Below are 15,320 nucleotides of genomic sequence, written 5' to 3'. Positions count from 1 at the left end.
AATCCAGAGCGTACGCCTTCCCCCGCCTTTTCCTGCCTCACTCCAACCCCAAAGCCTCCAACTGTAAGCGCTTTAGCTGCTCCTGCAACTGCCTCACCACCCCCTGGTGCGCGGGGTCCCCGATCAGGTTCTGCAGCTCATACGGATCGCTGGCAAGGTCGTACAATTCAGCCTGGTCAAACCGCAGCCATTTGATGTATTTGTACCGGTCGGTAACCACCACCCGGTAATCGAGCTGGGCGGTCCAGGGGAAGGGGTTCTCATTGCTGTAGTATTCGATAAGCCCCACGGTGCGGAGGTCCGCCGCCTGGCCGGTGAGCAGGGGCAGCAGCGATTTCCCCTGTATGGTCGCCGCCACGGGGATGCCGGCTACATCAAGGGCAGTAGCCGCCAGGTCCACCGACAGGGCCAGGCCCCCCACTTCCTTCACCGGGGAAGCGATGCCGGGGTGCCGGATAATGAGCGGGGCCCGTACCGACTCCTCGTAGGGCATCCTCCGTTCCAGGGAAAACCCGTGTTCCCCGAAAAAGTATCCGTTGTCGCTGGTCAAAATGACCACCGTGTTCTGGCTGATCCCGAGCCGTTCGAGCTCGGCCCTGATCCGCCCCAGGCTTTCATCTACGGCCAGCATCATTTCCGCCCGGGTTTGGATGGTTTTTTCCGCAATGCCCAGGTCCATGCTGCCGGCCCACCGCGGGTCCGCCGCCAGGGCCTCTGCACGCAGTGTAAAAGCATTTTCAATCACGGGCTTTCCCCCTTCCACGGTAGCCGTGGGGGAATAGGAGGGGCTTCTTTGGTAGGTTTTCCCTTCATAGAGCCCCTGGTGCCTTTTGGCGGGGATAAACTCCTTGGGGACATCCAGGTCCGTGGTGCCGTCGTCGCGCTGCACCGCTTCGGGGTGCACGGCCTTGTGCCCGATATACAGGAAGAACGGGCCCTCCGCATGGTCCCGGATAAACCCCAAGGCCTTGTCGGTGAAAATATCGGTGATGTAGCCTTTGGCCACATAGGAGGCACCGCCTTCGTACAGCACGGGGTCGTTGGTGGTTCCCTGCCCCTCCATGCACACCCAGTAGTCATACCCGGGCCGGGGGGCCGAACTGTTGCCCATGTGCCATTTCCCTACATGGGCCGTGGTATACCCGGCCTCCTGCAGGTATTTCGGGAAGAGGTCGAGCATAAAGCTGGCCTGGTTCCTGGAGGTGTTATCGATAATCCCGTGCCGGGAAGGGTATTGCCCCGTGAGGATGCTCGCCCGGTTCGGGGAGCACAAAGGCACCGCGTGGTAGGCCCTGTTGAACCGGGTGCCTTCCCGGGCCAGCCGGTCGATCTCCGGGGTCTGCAGGTAGGGGTGCCCGCCCGCGCCCCATTCGTCGTAGCGCATGTCGTCCACCACGATCATCACAATATTCGGCCGGGGGTCCTGGCCCGTCAGGCGGGCCGAAAGGAACAGCAAAAACAGGAGTGGTACAGCGCGGCGCATAGTTCGGGGAATCTTCATTGCGACTGTTTCCAACCGGGGCCCCGGACCACGCGCCCGGGCAGCGCCCCCGTGTGTTCCCCCTCGCGGAGGACCTGGGTGCCGTTGACAAACACATGGACCATGCCCGTAGCGTACTGGTGCGGGTTCTCGAAGGTGGCATGGTCCCGGATCTGTTCCGGGTTGAAAATGGCCAGGTCTGCGAAATACCCTTGTTTTAGCGCCCCCCTGCGCTCGATCTTCAGGTTGGCAGCCGGCAGGGAGGTGAGCTTGCGTACTGCCTCTTCCAGGGGGATTACCTTTTCTTCCCTTACATATTTTCCGAGCAGGCGGGCAAAGTTGCCGTAGGCGCGCGGGTGCGGGTTGGATTTTAGGAAAACCCCTTCCGGCGCCATGGAGCCGGAATCCGAACAGAAACTCATCCAGGGCAGGGCAATCTGCTTCTTTACATTCTCCTCGGACATCAGGAAATAAACAGTGCCTACCCGGCTTCCATCCTGTATGACCAGGTCAATGGCCGTTTCTTCAGGGCTCTGATTCCTCAGGGCCGCCACTTCGGCCAGCGTTTTCCCGGTGAGGTATTTAAGGGAGTCGTTTTTAAAGCCAACCAGCATCAGGTTCTCTGCAGTTCCCGCGGCCTCGTAGAGGTTTTCCCAGCCTTCCGCCCGGGTCTTCATTTCCCGGATGACCCTGGCCCTTACTGCCGGGTCCCGGAGCCGTTCCGCCCATTTTTCATAACCGCCTTCCTGCACCCAGGGCGGCATGGAGGCATCCAGCCCCGTGGCGCCCGCCGTATAGGTGTACATGTCTGCCGTGATGTGCAGCCCTGCCTGCCGGGCGGAGTCGATTTTCGCCACCACGGCCTCGTATTTGGGCCAATTGGCCATCCCGCCCTGCTTCAGGTGGTAGACCTCAGCCCGGATCCCGGCTTCATTAGCAATGCGCAGGAGCTCATCCAGGCTTTCGAGGATCTTTTCGCCTTCGCTCCGCATGTGGGAAATATACATGCCGTCGTACCCCGACGCCACTTTGCAGAGCTCGATCAGCTCTTCTGTGCTGGAGTAAAAGGCCGGTGCGTAGATCAGGGAAGACCCCACACCCAGTGCCCCGTCTTCCATGGCCTGGCGGACCAGGAGCTTCATGGAATCCAGTTCTGCTTCCGTCGGGGGTCGATCCTCGTAGCCCACCTGGTGGATGCGCAGGGTGGTGGCCCCGACAAAGGAGGCGATGTTGGGCGAAATCCCCTTGTCCACAAGGAATTGCAGGCCTTCCCCCAGGGTGGTCCATCCGACCTCGTACTTGATATCCCCCTGGGTTTCCTCCTGGGTCTTCTTCATGGCTTCGTTCAGGGGCCCCATGGACCAGCCTTCACCGAAAACCTCGAGGGTGACCCCCTGCCGGATATCACTTTGGGAGGTGCCATCCTCCATCAAAGAGACAGGCGCCCAGCTCAGCATATTGATAAATCCGGGTGCAACCACCAGGCCGGTTGCATCGATTTCAACGATGCCTTTGGCGTCCGTGAGCTGGCCGACGGCCGCAATAGTATCTGCATTGATACCTACGGCGCCGATATAGCCTTCCTCCCCGGAGCCGTCCACAATACGCCCGTTCCGGATCAGGATGTCATAGGTTGGGGGCGCAGTACATCCGCCGGCCAAAAGGAGCGCCAGTAGCAGGTTGCGGGGCTTGTCGGAATCAGGGAGAAGGTTCTTGGAAAAGTTCTTTATGAAACCCATGGGTAAAGTAAGTTATAGTTTGATGAAGATAATGAACTCAAACCTGATTCGTTGCACGGGGCATTAATTTAAGCCCATTGAAAGCGGGCGGCTCTTCATTCCAATCAAAGGAAAGGGGAAAAACCGCTGCGCATCCTGATTATGCCCTGCGCTGCCCAAAACCAACCGCAACACCCATGGTGTGCGGGGCCCTGGCCCCACCACTGGAACGGACGGAAACCCAGGCAAAATCCGACCCCTTCAGGCGGCAAACCCGATGGTTTTCAACCCCACCTGTGCAGCGGCCCATTTGTTGATGACATACGACCGGATGGCCGGGAGAAGGAACAAAGCGTCCTTCTTGAGGGGCCCAAACCTCATTCCCGGAAGAGCATCCCCGACCCGGGCACATCATCTGTGGCATTCCAGGCAGGAAACCAGAAAAGGGTGGTCGGCTCGGCGTCCCGGGCGTCATAATCGTAATATCCCAGGCCCAACCGCAGGCTCGACCAGTCGGCCCCGCCCATTTTTTCGATGTACTCCATGGGAAAGGCGATTTCCAGGGTGGCCCCCGTTTCCGTCCGTTTTACCGCGGAGGTCACTGCAGCCGGAAGGCGGGCTTCGTCGTACACCGGGTTTTTGCTTTTAAAAGTCCTCAGGTAGGCGATCCAGTCCCGGCCGCGCCCTTCGCCCTGGTTAAAGGCGCTCAGGTGTTTGGGGCGGGCATCGAGCCCTACAATCAGGCCGTCCTGGTCCCAGTAAGAGCCGTCTTCGGCCACAAAGAAGTCATTGTCGGCGAGGTCTACGGCCACGTAGAAATAGTCCGCGTCATAGGCCGTGGCAAATTTCAGCGAGCAATCCGCGGGGCCGTCATAATCGAAAGGGGCGCCGTCCCGCCGGTCCACGGAGATCCACTCCGCACCTTTCCAGTCCTTCAGGTCCCCGTCGACCTTGCGCCCCGACACCTTTCGCACCGGGTGCCTCTCAAAGGGCTGGTATTTTAAGTCGTTGGAAAAACTGACATTGGGCTGCGCCTCGAATTCATAGGTGATTTCGGCCCGCACGGTAAAGGAAGACATCTCGCTCAGGGGGGTTTGGCCCGGGTTTTTCATCTTCAGGGCAAAGGTGGCCACGTTGTTGGGCTCCACCACAAAATCGGTTTGCTCCAGCTGGTAAAAGAGGTGGTCGTGGGTGTACCCTTTAAGGGAAACGCGCATTTTGGTATCGCTGCGGTTGGTGGCCTTTACCTCGGCCGACAGTTCCGCCGGGGCGGGGGCTTCGCCGTAAATGGGCGCGATCTGTACGGGGAAAGGACGGTTCCGCACCAGGTCGACCAGGTCCTCCGTAACCACATCCTCGTCCCAAATGCCGTCCAGGAACAAATTGGCCAGCACAGGGCCTTCTTCGGTCATGGTGGCCCAGACCACATGGTCAAACTCCCCATAGGCCCTGCCCCTCAACCGGCTCCCCCCGCCCGTGGTGGCCAGGGCGATGTATTTCCCGTTGTTCCGTTGGGCCTTCCAGTAGCGGTGGTAGTGGCCGGCAAAAACGTTGTGGTTGCGGCCTTCCAGCAGGGCCTCCACGTCTTTCCAGCGTTTGGTGTCTTCCTGTACCCAAAGCGGCTGGTGCATGAACACCAGGGTCCATTTCACCCCGGCATTTTCCTCCAGCACCTTTTTGATGTATTCGAACTGTTCGTCGCCAATGGTGCCCCGGCCGGCGCCCCTGAGGTTGTCCTCGGAATTCAGGCAAAGGAAAAGCACGTCTTTATATACGAAGTGGTAGTAGGATACCCCAAAGAGCTCCTTCCATTTGGCCTCCATGACCTCGTTGGTGAAGTCGTGGTTCCCGGGCACGTAGAAGAACGGGGCCTCCAGCGGCTCGATAAAGCTCATAAACTCCTTCCATTCGGCATTCAGCTGCACAGTGTCTTTGGTATACCCTTCGATCAGGTCCCCCACACTCATCACAAATTCCGGCTGCAGCAGGTTCAGCTTCCGGATCCCCATGGGGAACACCCCGGGGCGGTGCCCGCCGGTGCGGTCGGTAACGATGGCAAACTGGAACTGGGCCGGGGACTCGTTCCACTCAATGTGGTTCCACGGCTTTTTCTCGGTGGGGATGTCGATGTAGATGGTGGGTTTCTGCTGGGCAGAAGCCCCGGCAGACCACAAGACAAGGCAAAGGAGGGAGGCAAGTCGAAGCATGGCGTAGAATTTTTCGGAAGGTGGTTAAAATCCGAAAATACTATAATATTCCCATGTTTAAGATTGCGTTAATTCTGGGGGAGGAGGAAGCGCGGTGAACCAACTGCGCCAAGTAAGGGCATGGCTTGTTTTAAAGGCGGGAATGCCCCCTGGCGGCAGGAAAATGCAGAACGGGTCCCTTCGGGCTGCTACGGGCCTTTTGGGACAGCAAATGAACCCTGTCCTGCCCGGCAACAACCTCATCCTGACCAATACAGGACTTAGGATATTTCTGGAATACTGCAATCTTATTGCAGAAGAAATGAGTACCTTGAGTAAAAATTCAGCATGATTACAAAGGAAAAATTGAAGGAACACATCGAGAAGTTCCCGGATACGTTCTCCATGGACGAGCTGATTGAGCGCCTGATCTTTATTGACAAGCTTGAAAAAAGGATACAGCAATCTCAAAGTGGCGAAGCTATCAGTGAGGACGAACTAAAAGAGGATCTTCAAAAATGGTTCGAATAAGTTGGCTGGATTCAGCCAGGCAGGATCTCAGGGAAATTTTTGAATATATTTCCCCCGATTCGGCCAGATATGCCAAATTTCAAATAGAGCGCATATTTTCCCGTACACAAATCCTAAAAAAGCAACCTTCACTTGGAAAGGTAGTCGAGGAAATTGGAGACCCCAATATTAGGGAACTGGTTGAAGGAAATTATCGCATAATTTATCGAATAGTGAATCAGCACCACATACACATACTCATGGTACATCATGCGTCTCGGGATTTAGGGAGAAGGATTTAGAAGCCTACTCCTGGCTAACCCCGGGCAAACAAAGGAGCTAAGACTAAAATACGCCATAAAATACCCGCGGAACAAAAGGCTTTATATCGAATAAAGAAACCCGACATGCCCGTCCGCGAGCGACATCGGCGCTGAAGCAGGTTATAATTTCGCTATCTTTAAGGGTAACCCTGCACCCCGCCCCACTGAGGCCCGGCGGGCGGGCAAAAAGGCAGGGGCCAGAACCGGTCATGAAACGCAGGGAATTCCTCTATAAAACCTCGGCCACCGTAACGGCAGGCCTCACAGTGCCCGAGCTGTACGCCCGGGTGCACCGCAACATGGAAAAGGCCCCAACGAGCACCTCCTTCGATGTGATCGTAATTGGCGTCGGCAGCATGGGGGCCTCGGCCTGTTACCACCTGGCCAGGCGCGGCTACCGGGTGCTGGGGCTGGAGCAGTACGACATCCCCCACGAGCTGGGCTCGCACGGCGGGCAAAGCCGCATCATCCGCAAGGCCTACGGCGAAGCTACCGGCTATGTGCCCCTGCTGGAACGGGCCTACGAAAACTGGAAAACCCTGGAATCGGAAACGGGGGCGCAGGTCTATTTTGAAACGGGGCTCACCTATTTCGGGCCCCCTGGGAGCGCCTTCCTGCAGACGGTGCGGGAATCAGCCGAAACGTATAACATCCCCCTGAACGAGCTCAGCCCGGAAGCCTGCCGGGAAAAATACCCGCAATTTGCCCTCCCCGAAGACTACCAGCGGCTGGAGGAACCGGAGGCCGGCCTGCTCACCCCTGAGCGCAGCATCCTGTTGATGGCCGAACAGGCCCTGCTGCGCGGGGCCGTTATCCGCTCCGGAGAACCGGTCCTGGGGTGGGAGCATACCACCGGTGGCGTGGTGGTGCGGACCCCCCGGGAGACCTATCGGGCCGGCAAACTGGTGGTCACCGCTGGCGCCTGGGCCCGGGAACTGCTCCCCGCCCTGGCGCCCCAACTGCACGTTACGCGCCAGGCGCTGGCCTGGGTGCAACCCGCCGCCTGGGACCGCTTTGCCCTGGGCACCTTTCCCTGCTGGCTGCTGGAGCACGAGGGCCGCGACTTTTACGGTTTCCCCATTTTGCCTGCCGGGGCGTTTGGCGGCCCGCTGGGGCTGAAACTGGCCCAGCACTACCCGGGGGAGGCCGTGGCCGACCCCACCGCGGCAGACCGCAGCCCCCGCAAGGCCGAGGAAGAAGCACTGGTAAACTTCCTGAAGCAGTTCCTCCCGCAGGGCTATACCCAAACCCTGGCGATGAAAACCTGTCTCTATACGAACACCCCCGACGGCCACTTTGTGGTGGACCCCCTGCCCGGCTACGGCAAAGATGTGGTCGTCGCCGCCGGGTTCAGCGGCCACGGCTTTAAGTTCGCCAGCGCCATAGGCGAAGTCCTGGCCGACCTGGCCATGGAAGGGGCCACGGACCTGCCCATTGATTTATTGCGGGCCGATCGGTTTGGTGGCTGATGCGGGGCTTGGACTATGCCATTTCGAACCCCCTGAAGTGAGCTTCGCTCTACTTCAGGGGTGAGAAATCTCATCAACGATGTGCAAAACAGCTGTTTGGGACTGCCACTGGGTGTTTCCCTGCCCCGGACACCCGTGTGTTACCCGTTGATCCGGGCCTTGTAAACTTCTAATTCTCTGATCAGCAGGGCGCACTGTTTTTGAAGCTGGTCAATGGCATCTTTTCTGGCAAATGTGAAATTGGCAATGATCCCGTTCACAAAGGGTTTATTTTGGAGGGCTTCCGAGAGTTCCCCGGGTTTTGGTTCCAGCAGGTTCCCGAAATGCTGGCTGGCTAAACCCATCAATTTAAAATTTTGCTGGTTGAACATATCTTCGGCAAATTCCTCCTTGGAATAGAGGTTGTAAAGGGACACTATTTTTCGCCTCAAACCAATATCCCTTATAATATTGAGCTTTCCGTCATTTTTTAATTCCTCTATGGTTGTGGTCGTAGGGGTAAACCTGTCCTGCACTGCCCATTGCATGTTGAAGTGATAGGCCATTGAATCAACAGCGGCCAGCTCCCCGCGCAAAATGGGAGCTATTTTCTCCTTGGACCTTGATTTGGATTCCAGGAAGCCATAAATATCGTTTAACATGATTGAGTCATTCTTCAAATCCTCAATCAAATCATTCACGTATCGTTTTTCCGCGAATCTGTTATTTCGATTTTCATTCCAATTGTTGATTTGCAACGCAATCAAGATCCCAATTACCACCAGCAGGATCTCCCCCACGGCATACAGCAGGTACTTGCTGAACTTATTTTCGGTTAGCAGGCGTTGACGCAGGGTTCGGAAGAAGCGGAGCAAGGTGGTTGGGTCTTTAGGTCGCTACAAGATACGCGATATTTGGGGGAAGTTGACAGTTCAATGAAACGGTCATTTCTCCCCAAGAGGCCCCTGCACATCTTTGGTGAGGTTTCTCAGTCGTCCCTTCCCCCGATAGCTATCGGGGTCCTTCGAAATGACACGGATGGCATTAGCCAATCATAAACCCGTCCCTGCTACAATCCCTTTTCCCTGAGTTCCTCCTCGAGCAGCACCAGGATGTCGGCGATATATTTTGAGACCTTTTGCTGATATTTCAGCCGGTTGTCTTCAAGGGCATACTTCATGGCCAGCACGCCTAAAAAGGAGTTGTCGGACCGCAACGCCTCAACGGCCTCCCGTATTTCTTTATCCGTGAACTGCCTGCGCGTTGTCAGGAAATGCGTGGCAAACACGGATTTTCCGAGAACCGGGGCAAAACCGCTGCTTTTTTCCACCAACAGGGTGGTGAGGTCGGTACTTTGCAGCTCGTCTTCGAAACCGTATTTCAGTTCTGCCGAATATTCCGCCAGTAACCGGCTGAGGGTCTGATTTTTAATCAGAGAAACGCGCCCCGAGCCTATGAGCGCATCGTAGGTCCCGTTGGCGGGCTCCATCCGCCAGTACGACAGGGCACCCCGATAGATAAATTCCCCCAGGGAATCGGGCGGCACCGTTGTATCCCCCTCGCTGAGGACTTCGAACAAGCGGGCGCAATACCGCACCACCCTGGTTTGGTCTTCCAGGGTATGGTCTACGTTGATTTTACTTTGGAGAAAATCTGTTTTCAAAGATTTCAGGATGGCGGTTTCTTCCCTGTTTTCCGATCGCGTTTCATGCCAGCTATCCACCTGTAAAGCAATCAGAATCCCGACCACCACCAGCAGGATCTCCCCCACGGCATACAGCAGGTACATGCTGAACTTATTTTCGGTTAGCAGGCGCTGCCGTAAGTTGCGGAAGAAGCGGAGCATGGGTTGGGTATTGCGGGTTCAAAGTACAAAAATAACCGCGGCAACTTGCCGGGAAAGTCGCCGGAAAATCATTCCCCGGGAAGCGGGATTTGCGCCTGCACCTCCGCCGTAAACGCCTTCCAGGCCTCCATTAGTTCGGCATATTTTTGGGGTTCGGTGGCTTTCAGGTCATTGGTTTCCGCCAGGTCGTCGGCGAGGTTGTACAGGGCAAACGCCCCTTCATTAAAGGGGTCAGAGGTATTGGTGAGCTTCCAGTCCCCTTTGCGGATCATCCCGTAATTGTGCAACTCCAGGCCAAACACGTAATCGTCGGGGTGGATGGCGTCTGCCTTTCCAGAAAGAAATGGGAGGATGGAAGTTCCCCTCAGGGGAAACACTTCTTTTCCTTCAAATTGCTCCGGATAGGTTACCCCGGCCAAATCATAGAAGGTGGGGGCCAGGTCCATAAGGGTCAGGAACTCGTCGTGAATGGCGTTCCTGCCCTGTATGCCGGGGCCTGCCACAATCATGGGCGCCACGGTACCCCCTTCCGTGGGGAACTCCTTGAAGTAACGGAACGGGGAGGATCCGGCTTCGGCCCATTGCGGCCCATAGGAGATAAAGGAATTGGCCTTTCCCATGGCTTCATAGTCTTCCGTAAAGTGTTTTTGGATAAACGGCCCGTAATGGGGGTGGTGGTAAAAGTCCTCGGCTGCCGCCCCGTTGTCGGACATAAAGACGATGAGGGTGTTTTCGAACTGCCCGGTCTCCTTCAGGTGCCGGATGAGCCTGCCAACATTGACGTCGAGGTTGTCTACCATGCCGGCATATAATTCCATTTTCCGGGCTTCCATCTTTTGCTGGTCGGCGGTGAGGGAATCCCAGGGGATGACCCGTTCGTGGTTTGGGGGAAGGACGGCATTTTCAGGGACCATCCCGGCCGCCTTCAGGCTTTCCAGCCGCCGCGCTTTCAACGTTTCATACCCTGCATCGTAACGGCCTTCATATTTCTTCCAGTATTTTTCATCTACCTGAAGCGGCCAGTGCGGGGAGGTATAGGCGGCAAAACCGAAGAACGGCTTGTTCTGCGCAAGGGCCTCATCCATATAGGCGATCAGTTTATCGGTGTAAAAATCCGTGCTGTAAGCCCCTTGCGGCCAGGGGGCCGGCTTTCCGTCTTCGGTATACAGCGACCTGGGGGTCTCTTCAAAAATCCCCTGATCATCGTAATGGTTCCCGGCCCCGCGAAGGTTCACAAAAGAGCGTACGAAGCCTTTTTGCAAAGGGTTATTCTCAGGCTCCATGCCCAGGTGCCATTTGCCGGCCATGAAGGTGTGGTAGCCCCCGTCTTGCAGCAGCCTGGGCACCGGCACGATGCGGTCCGTGAGGTGCCCTTCGTACCCGAATTGGCCCGGGATCCGTCCCTGCACCCCCATGCCTGCGATATGGTTGTCGTTTCCCGAGAGCAACATGGCCCTTGTGGGCGCACAGAGGGGGGAGGTATGGAACCGGCTGAACCGAACCCCGGCCGCCGCCAGGGTATCGAGGTTGGGCGTTTCGATATCGCCCCCATAGGACCCCAGGTCTGTGTACCCCAGGTCGTCGGCCACGATCAGCAAAATATTCGGGGGCCGCTTCGGGATGGGTTTTTCCGGCTTTTCGGCACAGGACCCCAGACTGAGCAACAGGATCAACAGCACAACTAAATTGGGTCGACTCCCCGATTTCAGTAAAGGGGGGTTTAGTACGGGTGCGTTTTCGGTCATTTTCCTGGGGTTAGGGTTAAAATGGGTATTTCCCGAAGCCTGGCCTCGCGGGCGTAAGTTGCGGAAGAAGCGAAGCATGCACAGGTCTAATTGGGTTCCGACGCCGGCAATAAATCAAGGATATCCAGGATTTGTTTCCGGAGGGTGGCTGATTCCGAGTTGATTAATTCATTGATAAAAATGGAATTGGAAACCATGCCTTCCAGTTCCGGATTGTTGAGGATGGCCTGCAGGTCAGGCTCTAACCTTGAATTTTTGAAGTCGTACGGGAACAATTCATCCCGGTTGAGTAAAAAATTGGAGAAACCTTCAACGCTGTTAACCTTATCGTAAAGCGCCTTGTTCATCGCCCGCCCCAGACCAAATTTGGAGAGTGCGGGGAAGTTCACATTGTTGTGGGCGTTGAGATATATGACCTCAACTTCCTGCACCTGAATCACGTCCGTCGACCATTTGGTCAGCAGTTTTTTCAGTTTCTCGTTTTGGATCATATTGATTTTTCCAGAAGCGACAAGATCATTGTCTATAGGGTCATAGGTGACCGTCAGGCTTAGGTTCCCCAATCTGGAAATTACGCTGTCTCTGTTTGCTGCATCCGGATTGTCGAAACAGGTCAGTAATTCCTTTGAAGATTTTATGAGCAGATTTCGGATGGCTATTTTGCCGTCGAGCTGCTCCAGGTTGGCGATGTATTCGTCCTTTAACTGCTTCAGCAGAATTTGTTCTTCTATCCTTAGTTTTCGTTCTTCATTCCAATTGTCAATCTGCAGGGCGATCACAATACCGATGACCACAAGCATAATTTCCCCAAAGGCGTAAAGCAGGTACTTGCTGTATTTGTTTTCGGTTACAAGGCGCTGGCGCAGGGTGCGGAAGAAGCGGAACAAGGTGGCTGGGTCTTTAGGTTGCTACAAGATACGGGTTCTTGGGATATGTTGGCAGTATGCCGTGGAGGGTGCTGTCATTTCGAACCCCCTGAAGTAGAGCAAAGCTCACTTCAGGGGTGAGAAATCTCATTAATGGTGTGCAGAAGTCGCTTGGTGAGGTTTCTCAGTCACTGCACTCCTTCGAAATGACAGCAACCCGTAATTTAAGCGTCGAGCCCCTCTAAATTCCGAACGAAAACTTGTATTTTGGAATACGCAATTCCAAAAACCACCAGGCCATGAAATGGAGAGGCAGCAGGCAGAGTTCAAACGTCGAAGACCGCAGGGGCCAGCGGGGCCCGTCCATGGGCGGCGGGCGGGGGATCAACCCGATGCTCCTGGGCCCCCTCATCAGGCTCTTGTTTTCCAAAACCGGGCTGATCATCGTGGGCCTGCTGCTGGTATTCGCCTTTATCACAGGCACCAACCCCTTGAGCTTTATAATGGGCGGTGGCGGCCCTGCCGGGGCGGCTGCCCCTTATGAGCCTACTGCGGAGGACCGGGAGCTGGCCACCTTTAGCGCTACCGTGCTGGCCAATACGGAGGATGTCTGGAACAAGCTTTTGCCCGACTACCGGGAACCCACCCTGGTGCTGTACAGCGGCACGGTGGCTTCGGCCTGCGGCCGGGCCTCCAGCGCCACCGGGCCGTTTTACTGCCCTGGGGACGAGAAATTATACCTCGACCTCAGTTTTTTCGAGGAGATGGAGCGCAAGCTGAACGCCCCCGGCGATTTTGCCCAGGCTTATGTGATTGCCCACGAAGTGGGGCACCACATCCAGAACCTGATGGGCATTACCGACCAGATCGACCGCCTGCGCGGGCAGCTCCCCCAGAAGGAATTCAATGACTATTCGGTGCGCCTCGAGCTGCAGGCCGATTTCCTCGCGGGGGTGTGGGCCCACCATTCCCAGGTACTCTTCGGGCTCCTGGAACCCGGCGACCTGGAGGAAGCCCTCAATGCGGCCAATGCCATCGGCGACGACCGCCTGCAACGCGAACAGATGGGCCGGGTAATCCCCGATTCCTTTACCCACGGCACCTCCGCCCAGCGCATGCGCTGGTTCAAAAAAGGCTACGATACCGGCGACCTCCGGCAGGGGGATACGTTTAAGGCGACTTCGCTTTAAGGTTATTTGGAACTTCCAAGTGGTTGGTACGTTGAAAACAGATCATTAGTGTGCACTGTCATTTCGAACCCCCTGAAGTAGAGCGAAGCTCACTTCAGGGGGGTGAGAAATCTCATTAATGGTGTGCAGGATATGTTAGGTGAGATTTCTCAGTCGCTACACTCCTTCGAAATGACAGAAACACAAAATCATCATTGGCACACCTGAAATCACCTCTCTGAAAGCACGGCGGAGATCATGGCGTCAATGCGTGTGAGCGCTTCGTTGAATGTAAGCAACTGGCGCAATTGCTCCTGGCAATTCCAGAACCGGTTGTCGACCATGTTTTCAAAGGCAGGCGATTCCAGCAGGCTCCGGTTGTGATAGGAAGGGAATTTCGTCTCCCCAATTTGCCCTTTATAGGGGGAGAAGTGATTGTCCATATTCCGGTAGTTGTAATTATAGTACAGGAAGTTGGTAAAATGCCCGTTGATGTCCTCGCGGTCAATCTCTTCCTGTTTCCTGATTTCCTCAATCCGGGAGGGAAGGTTGTACAGGGCCGACCTCAGGGAATCGGACCTGATCAGGGCGATGGCACCGGTATTGAACCCCTCGTTCAGGGTCCCCGACGCGATTTCAAGGGTGTTGTTTGATAGGATGATGTAGACCAGGCTATCCAGGATTCGTCCCGATCCGGCACCATCGGGCTCGTGAAACTGGCCCAGGATGGCTTTGGCAGCTGCTGTCTGCCGTTCCTCCACCCCTATTTCCGCCCCGGCGTACCCGATATTTTTCCGCACTTCCTTCAGTAAGCGCGAAATGAAATCGCGGGAGGCCTGCTGCTCTTTTTTGGCTTCGTTCCAGGTGTCAATCTGAAGGGCCAGCAAGATCCCGATAACTACCAGTAAGATCTCCCCCAGGGCATAAAGCAGGTAGCGGGTAACCCGGTTTTCAGTGAGCAGGCGTTGGCGCAGGGTGCGGAAGAACTTCATGGGGTATTGCTTTCAGGGATCAAAAGATACCCGTTTTCAAAAGCGCCATAGATGCCGACGCAATTTCCGGCAGGGTCCGTTACCCGGGCAAGGGTATTCTTGTCCCCGTCGAGGCCGAAATATTCCGACCCCGGGATGCTCATGAAGGTGGAGGGGGCCAGGGTAAATTCCGAAATAGCCTGTCCCCGGTTGTTGGTTAGCTCAATGTGCAGGGTGTCCGGGGTGAGGTTGCCATAAAGCTCGCTGGCCCTGATCGTTTTTAAGGACGGCAACTCCGAACGGACAACGCTGCACGGATACCGCTTAAAAGCGGGCATCCCACTTTTTTGGAACAACCCATGGATTTGGCGGGCGCTATACCGGTCCCTCGTAGCTTTGATGGTGGCCAGGGCACCTATGGCTTGCGCCCTGTAGCGGGAGATTTTATCGTAATAATTCTGGGTTTGGACCCAGTACCGCAGCGCCAGGGTTTCATAACCCTCATCGTTCAGGAAATAGTTTATGCGTAGTTCCGTGGAAACGGAATCGTTTTTCACAAACCAGTTAAAGCTGGTGAGCCGTTGGGTATTCTCATCGATATTCCCCTTCAGGTTGGCCCAGGTGTCGTCGAGCACGGCGCTCAAATTCTGAAGCCTTTTCAGCGCATCAACCACCGGCTTATACTCAGGGGGGACAAGTTTTTCAGATTCCACGAATTGGTCGATGTTTTTTTCCACGGGCAGGTAGTATTCCCAATTGCTGATGTAATAGCTCAGGCGGGAATTGTTTTGGTAATCGGCTTTGCTCAGCGTCTTATGGGCAATGCGCCTGGCAATGGAATCCTGCACCTTGTAAAAGTCCAGCGCAAAGCCCGCCAATTCGTAGTTCAGCAGGAGGTCCTGTTCAATATCGTGGAGCAATTTGGAGATTTCTTGTTGCTTCTTTCGTTCCTCATTCCAGTTGTTGACCTGCAGGGCAATCAAAATCCCGATCACCACCAGCACGATCTCCCCGAAGGCATACAGCAGGTATCGGTTGATCTTATTTTCGGCAAGCAG

The 15,320-nt window shown here is 55.8% G+C and carries 13 protein-coding genes; 4 read left to right on the top strand and 9 right to left on the bottom strand.

Going from position 1 to position 15,320, the window contains the following annotated elements; genetic code table 11:
• Window positions 1–37 precede the first annotated feature (37 nt).
• From NG653_RS04755 to NG653_RS04745, 3 genes are all read right to left on the bottom strand, one after another.
• On the bottom strand, window positions 38–1,483 hold the full coding sequence (locus NG653_RS04755) for a sulfatase-like hydrolase/transferase (RefSeq protein WP_252740534.1): 1,446 nt from the start codon (window positions 1,481–1,483) through the stop codon (window positions 38–40).
• Window positions 1,484–1,497: 14 nt separating this feature from the next.
• A complete protein-coding gene (locus NG653_RS04750) occupies window positions 1,498–3,219 on the bottom strand; it encodes an N-acyl-D-amino-acid deacylase family protein (RefSeq protein WP_252740533.1) in 1,722 nt (573 codons plus the stop codon).
• A gap of 356 nt (window positions 3,220–3,575) precedes the next feature.
• Window positions 3,576–5,405 (bottom strand): metallophosphoesterase, encoded by a 1,830-nt coding sequence (locus tag NG653_RS04745; RefSeq protein WP_252740532.1) that lies wholly within the window; start codon window positions 5,403–5,405, stop codon window positions 3,576–3,578.
• 327 nt (window positions 5,406–5,732) lie between these two features.
• On the opposite strand from NG653_RS04745, the gene NG653_RS04740 reads away from it, so the two are divergent.
• From NG653_RS04740 to solA, 3 genes are all read left to right on the top strand, one after another.
• Complete coding sequence (locus NG653_RS04740) at window positions 5,733–5,915, top strand: hypothetical protein (protein WP_252740531.1); 183 nt, start codon at window positions 5,733–5,735, stop codon at window positions 5,913–5,915.
• Complete coding sequence (locus NG653_RS14815) at window positions 5,903–6,196, top strand: type II toxin-antitoxin system RelE/ParE family toxin (RefSeq protein ID WP_370281068.1); 294 nt, start codon at window positions 5,903–5,905, stop codon at window positions 6,194–6,196. The genes NG653_RS04740 and NG653_RS14815 overlap by 13 nt, the downstream gene beginning before the upstream one ends.
• A gap of 230 nt (window positions 6,197–6,426) precedes the next feature.
• Window positions 6,427–7,686, top strand: coding sequence for an N-methyl-L-tryptophan oxidase (solA, locus tag NG653_RS04735; protein WP_252740530.1), 1,260 nt, complete (start codon window positions 6,427–6,429; stop codon window positions 7,684–7,686).
• A gap of 140 nt (window positions 7,687–7,826) precedes the next feature.
• On the opposite strand, the gene NG653_RS04730 is transcribed toward solA, so the two are convergent.
• The 4 genes from NG653_RS04730 to NG653_RS04715 form a co-directional block, all read right to left on the bottom strand.
• A complete protein-coding gene (locus tag NG653_RS04730) occupies window positions 7,827–8,540 on the bottom strand; it encodes a DUF6090 family protein (protein ID WP_252740529.1) in 714 nt (237 codons plus the stop codon).
• Window positions 8,541–8,734: 194 nt separating this feature from the next.
• Entirely contained in the window at window positions 8,735–9,511 is a 777-nt protein-coding gene (locus tag NG653_RS04725) for a DUF6090 family protein (RefSeq protein ID WP_252740528.1), read from the bottom strand.
• Window positions 9,512–9,579: 68 nt separating this feature from the next.
• Window positions 9,580–11,256 (bottom strand): arylsulfatase, encoded by a 1,677-nt coding sequence (locus NG653_RS04720; RefSeq protein WP_252740527.1) that lies wholly within the window; start codon window positions 11,254–11,256, stop codon window positions 9,580–9,582.
• 86 nt (window positions 11,257–11,342) lie between these two features.
• A complete protein-coding gene (locus NG653_RS04715; protein WP_252740526.1) occupies window positions 11,343–12,143 on the bottom strand; it encodes a DUF6090 family protein in 801 nt (266 codons plus the stop codon).
• Window positions 12,144–12,421: 278 nt separating this feature from the next.
• Here NG653_RS04715 and ypfJ point away from each other — a divergent pair, with 278 nt between their 5' ends.
• Complete coding sequence (gene ypfJ, locus NG653_RS04710) at window positions 12,422–13,312, top strand: KPN_02809 family neutral zinc metallopeptidase (protein WP_252740525.1); 891 nt, start codon at window positions 12,422–12,424, stop codon at window positions 13,310–13,312.
• 209 nt (window positions 13,313–13,521) lie between these two features.
• Here ypfJ and NG653_RS04705 read toward each other — a convergent pair whose 3' ends face one another.
• A complete protein-coding gene (locus NG653_RS04705; RefSeq protein ID WP_252740524.1) occupies window positions 13,522–14,283 on the bottom strand; it encodes a hypothetical protein in 762 nt (253 codons plus the stop codon).
• On the bottom strand, window positions 14,280–15,320 hold a 1,041-nt coding region (locus tag NG653_RS04700), incomplete at its 5' end, for a DUF6090 family protein (protein ID WP_252740523.1). The genes NG653_RS04700 and NG653_RS04705, both read right to left, overlap by 4 nt.

The organism is Robiginitalea marina (genome assembly GCF_024006985.1).
In the GTDB taxonomy this organism is placed as follows: Bacteria; Bacteroidota; Bacteroidia; order Flavobacteriales; family Flavobacteriaceae; genus Robiginitalea; species Robiginitalea marina.
This window is presented reverse-complemented; position numbering and strand designations above follow the sequence as displayed.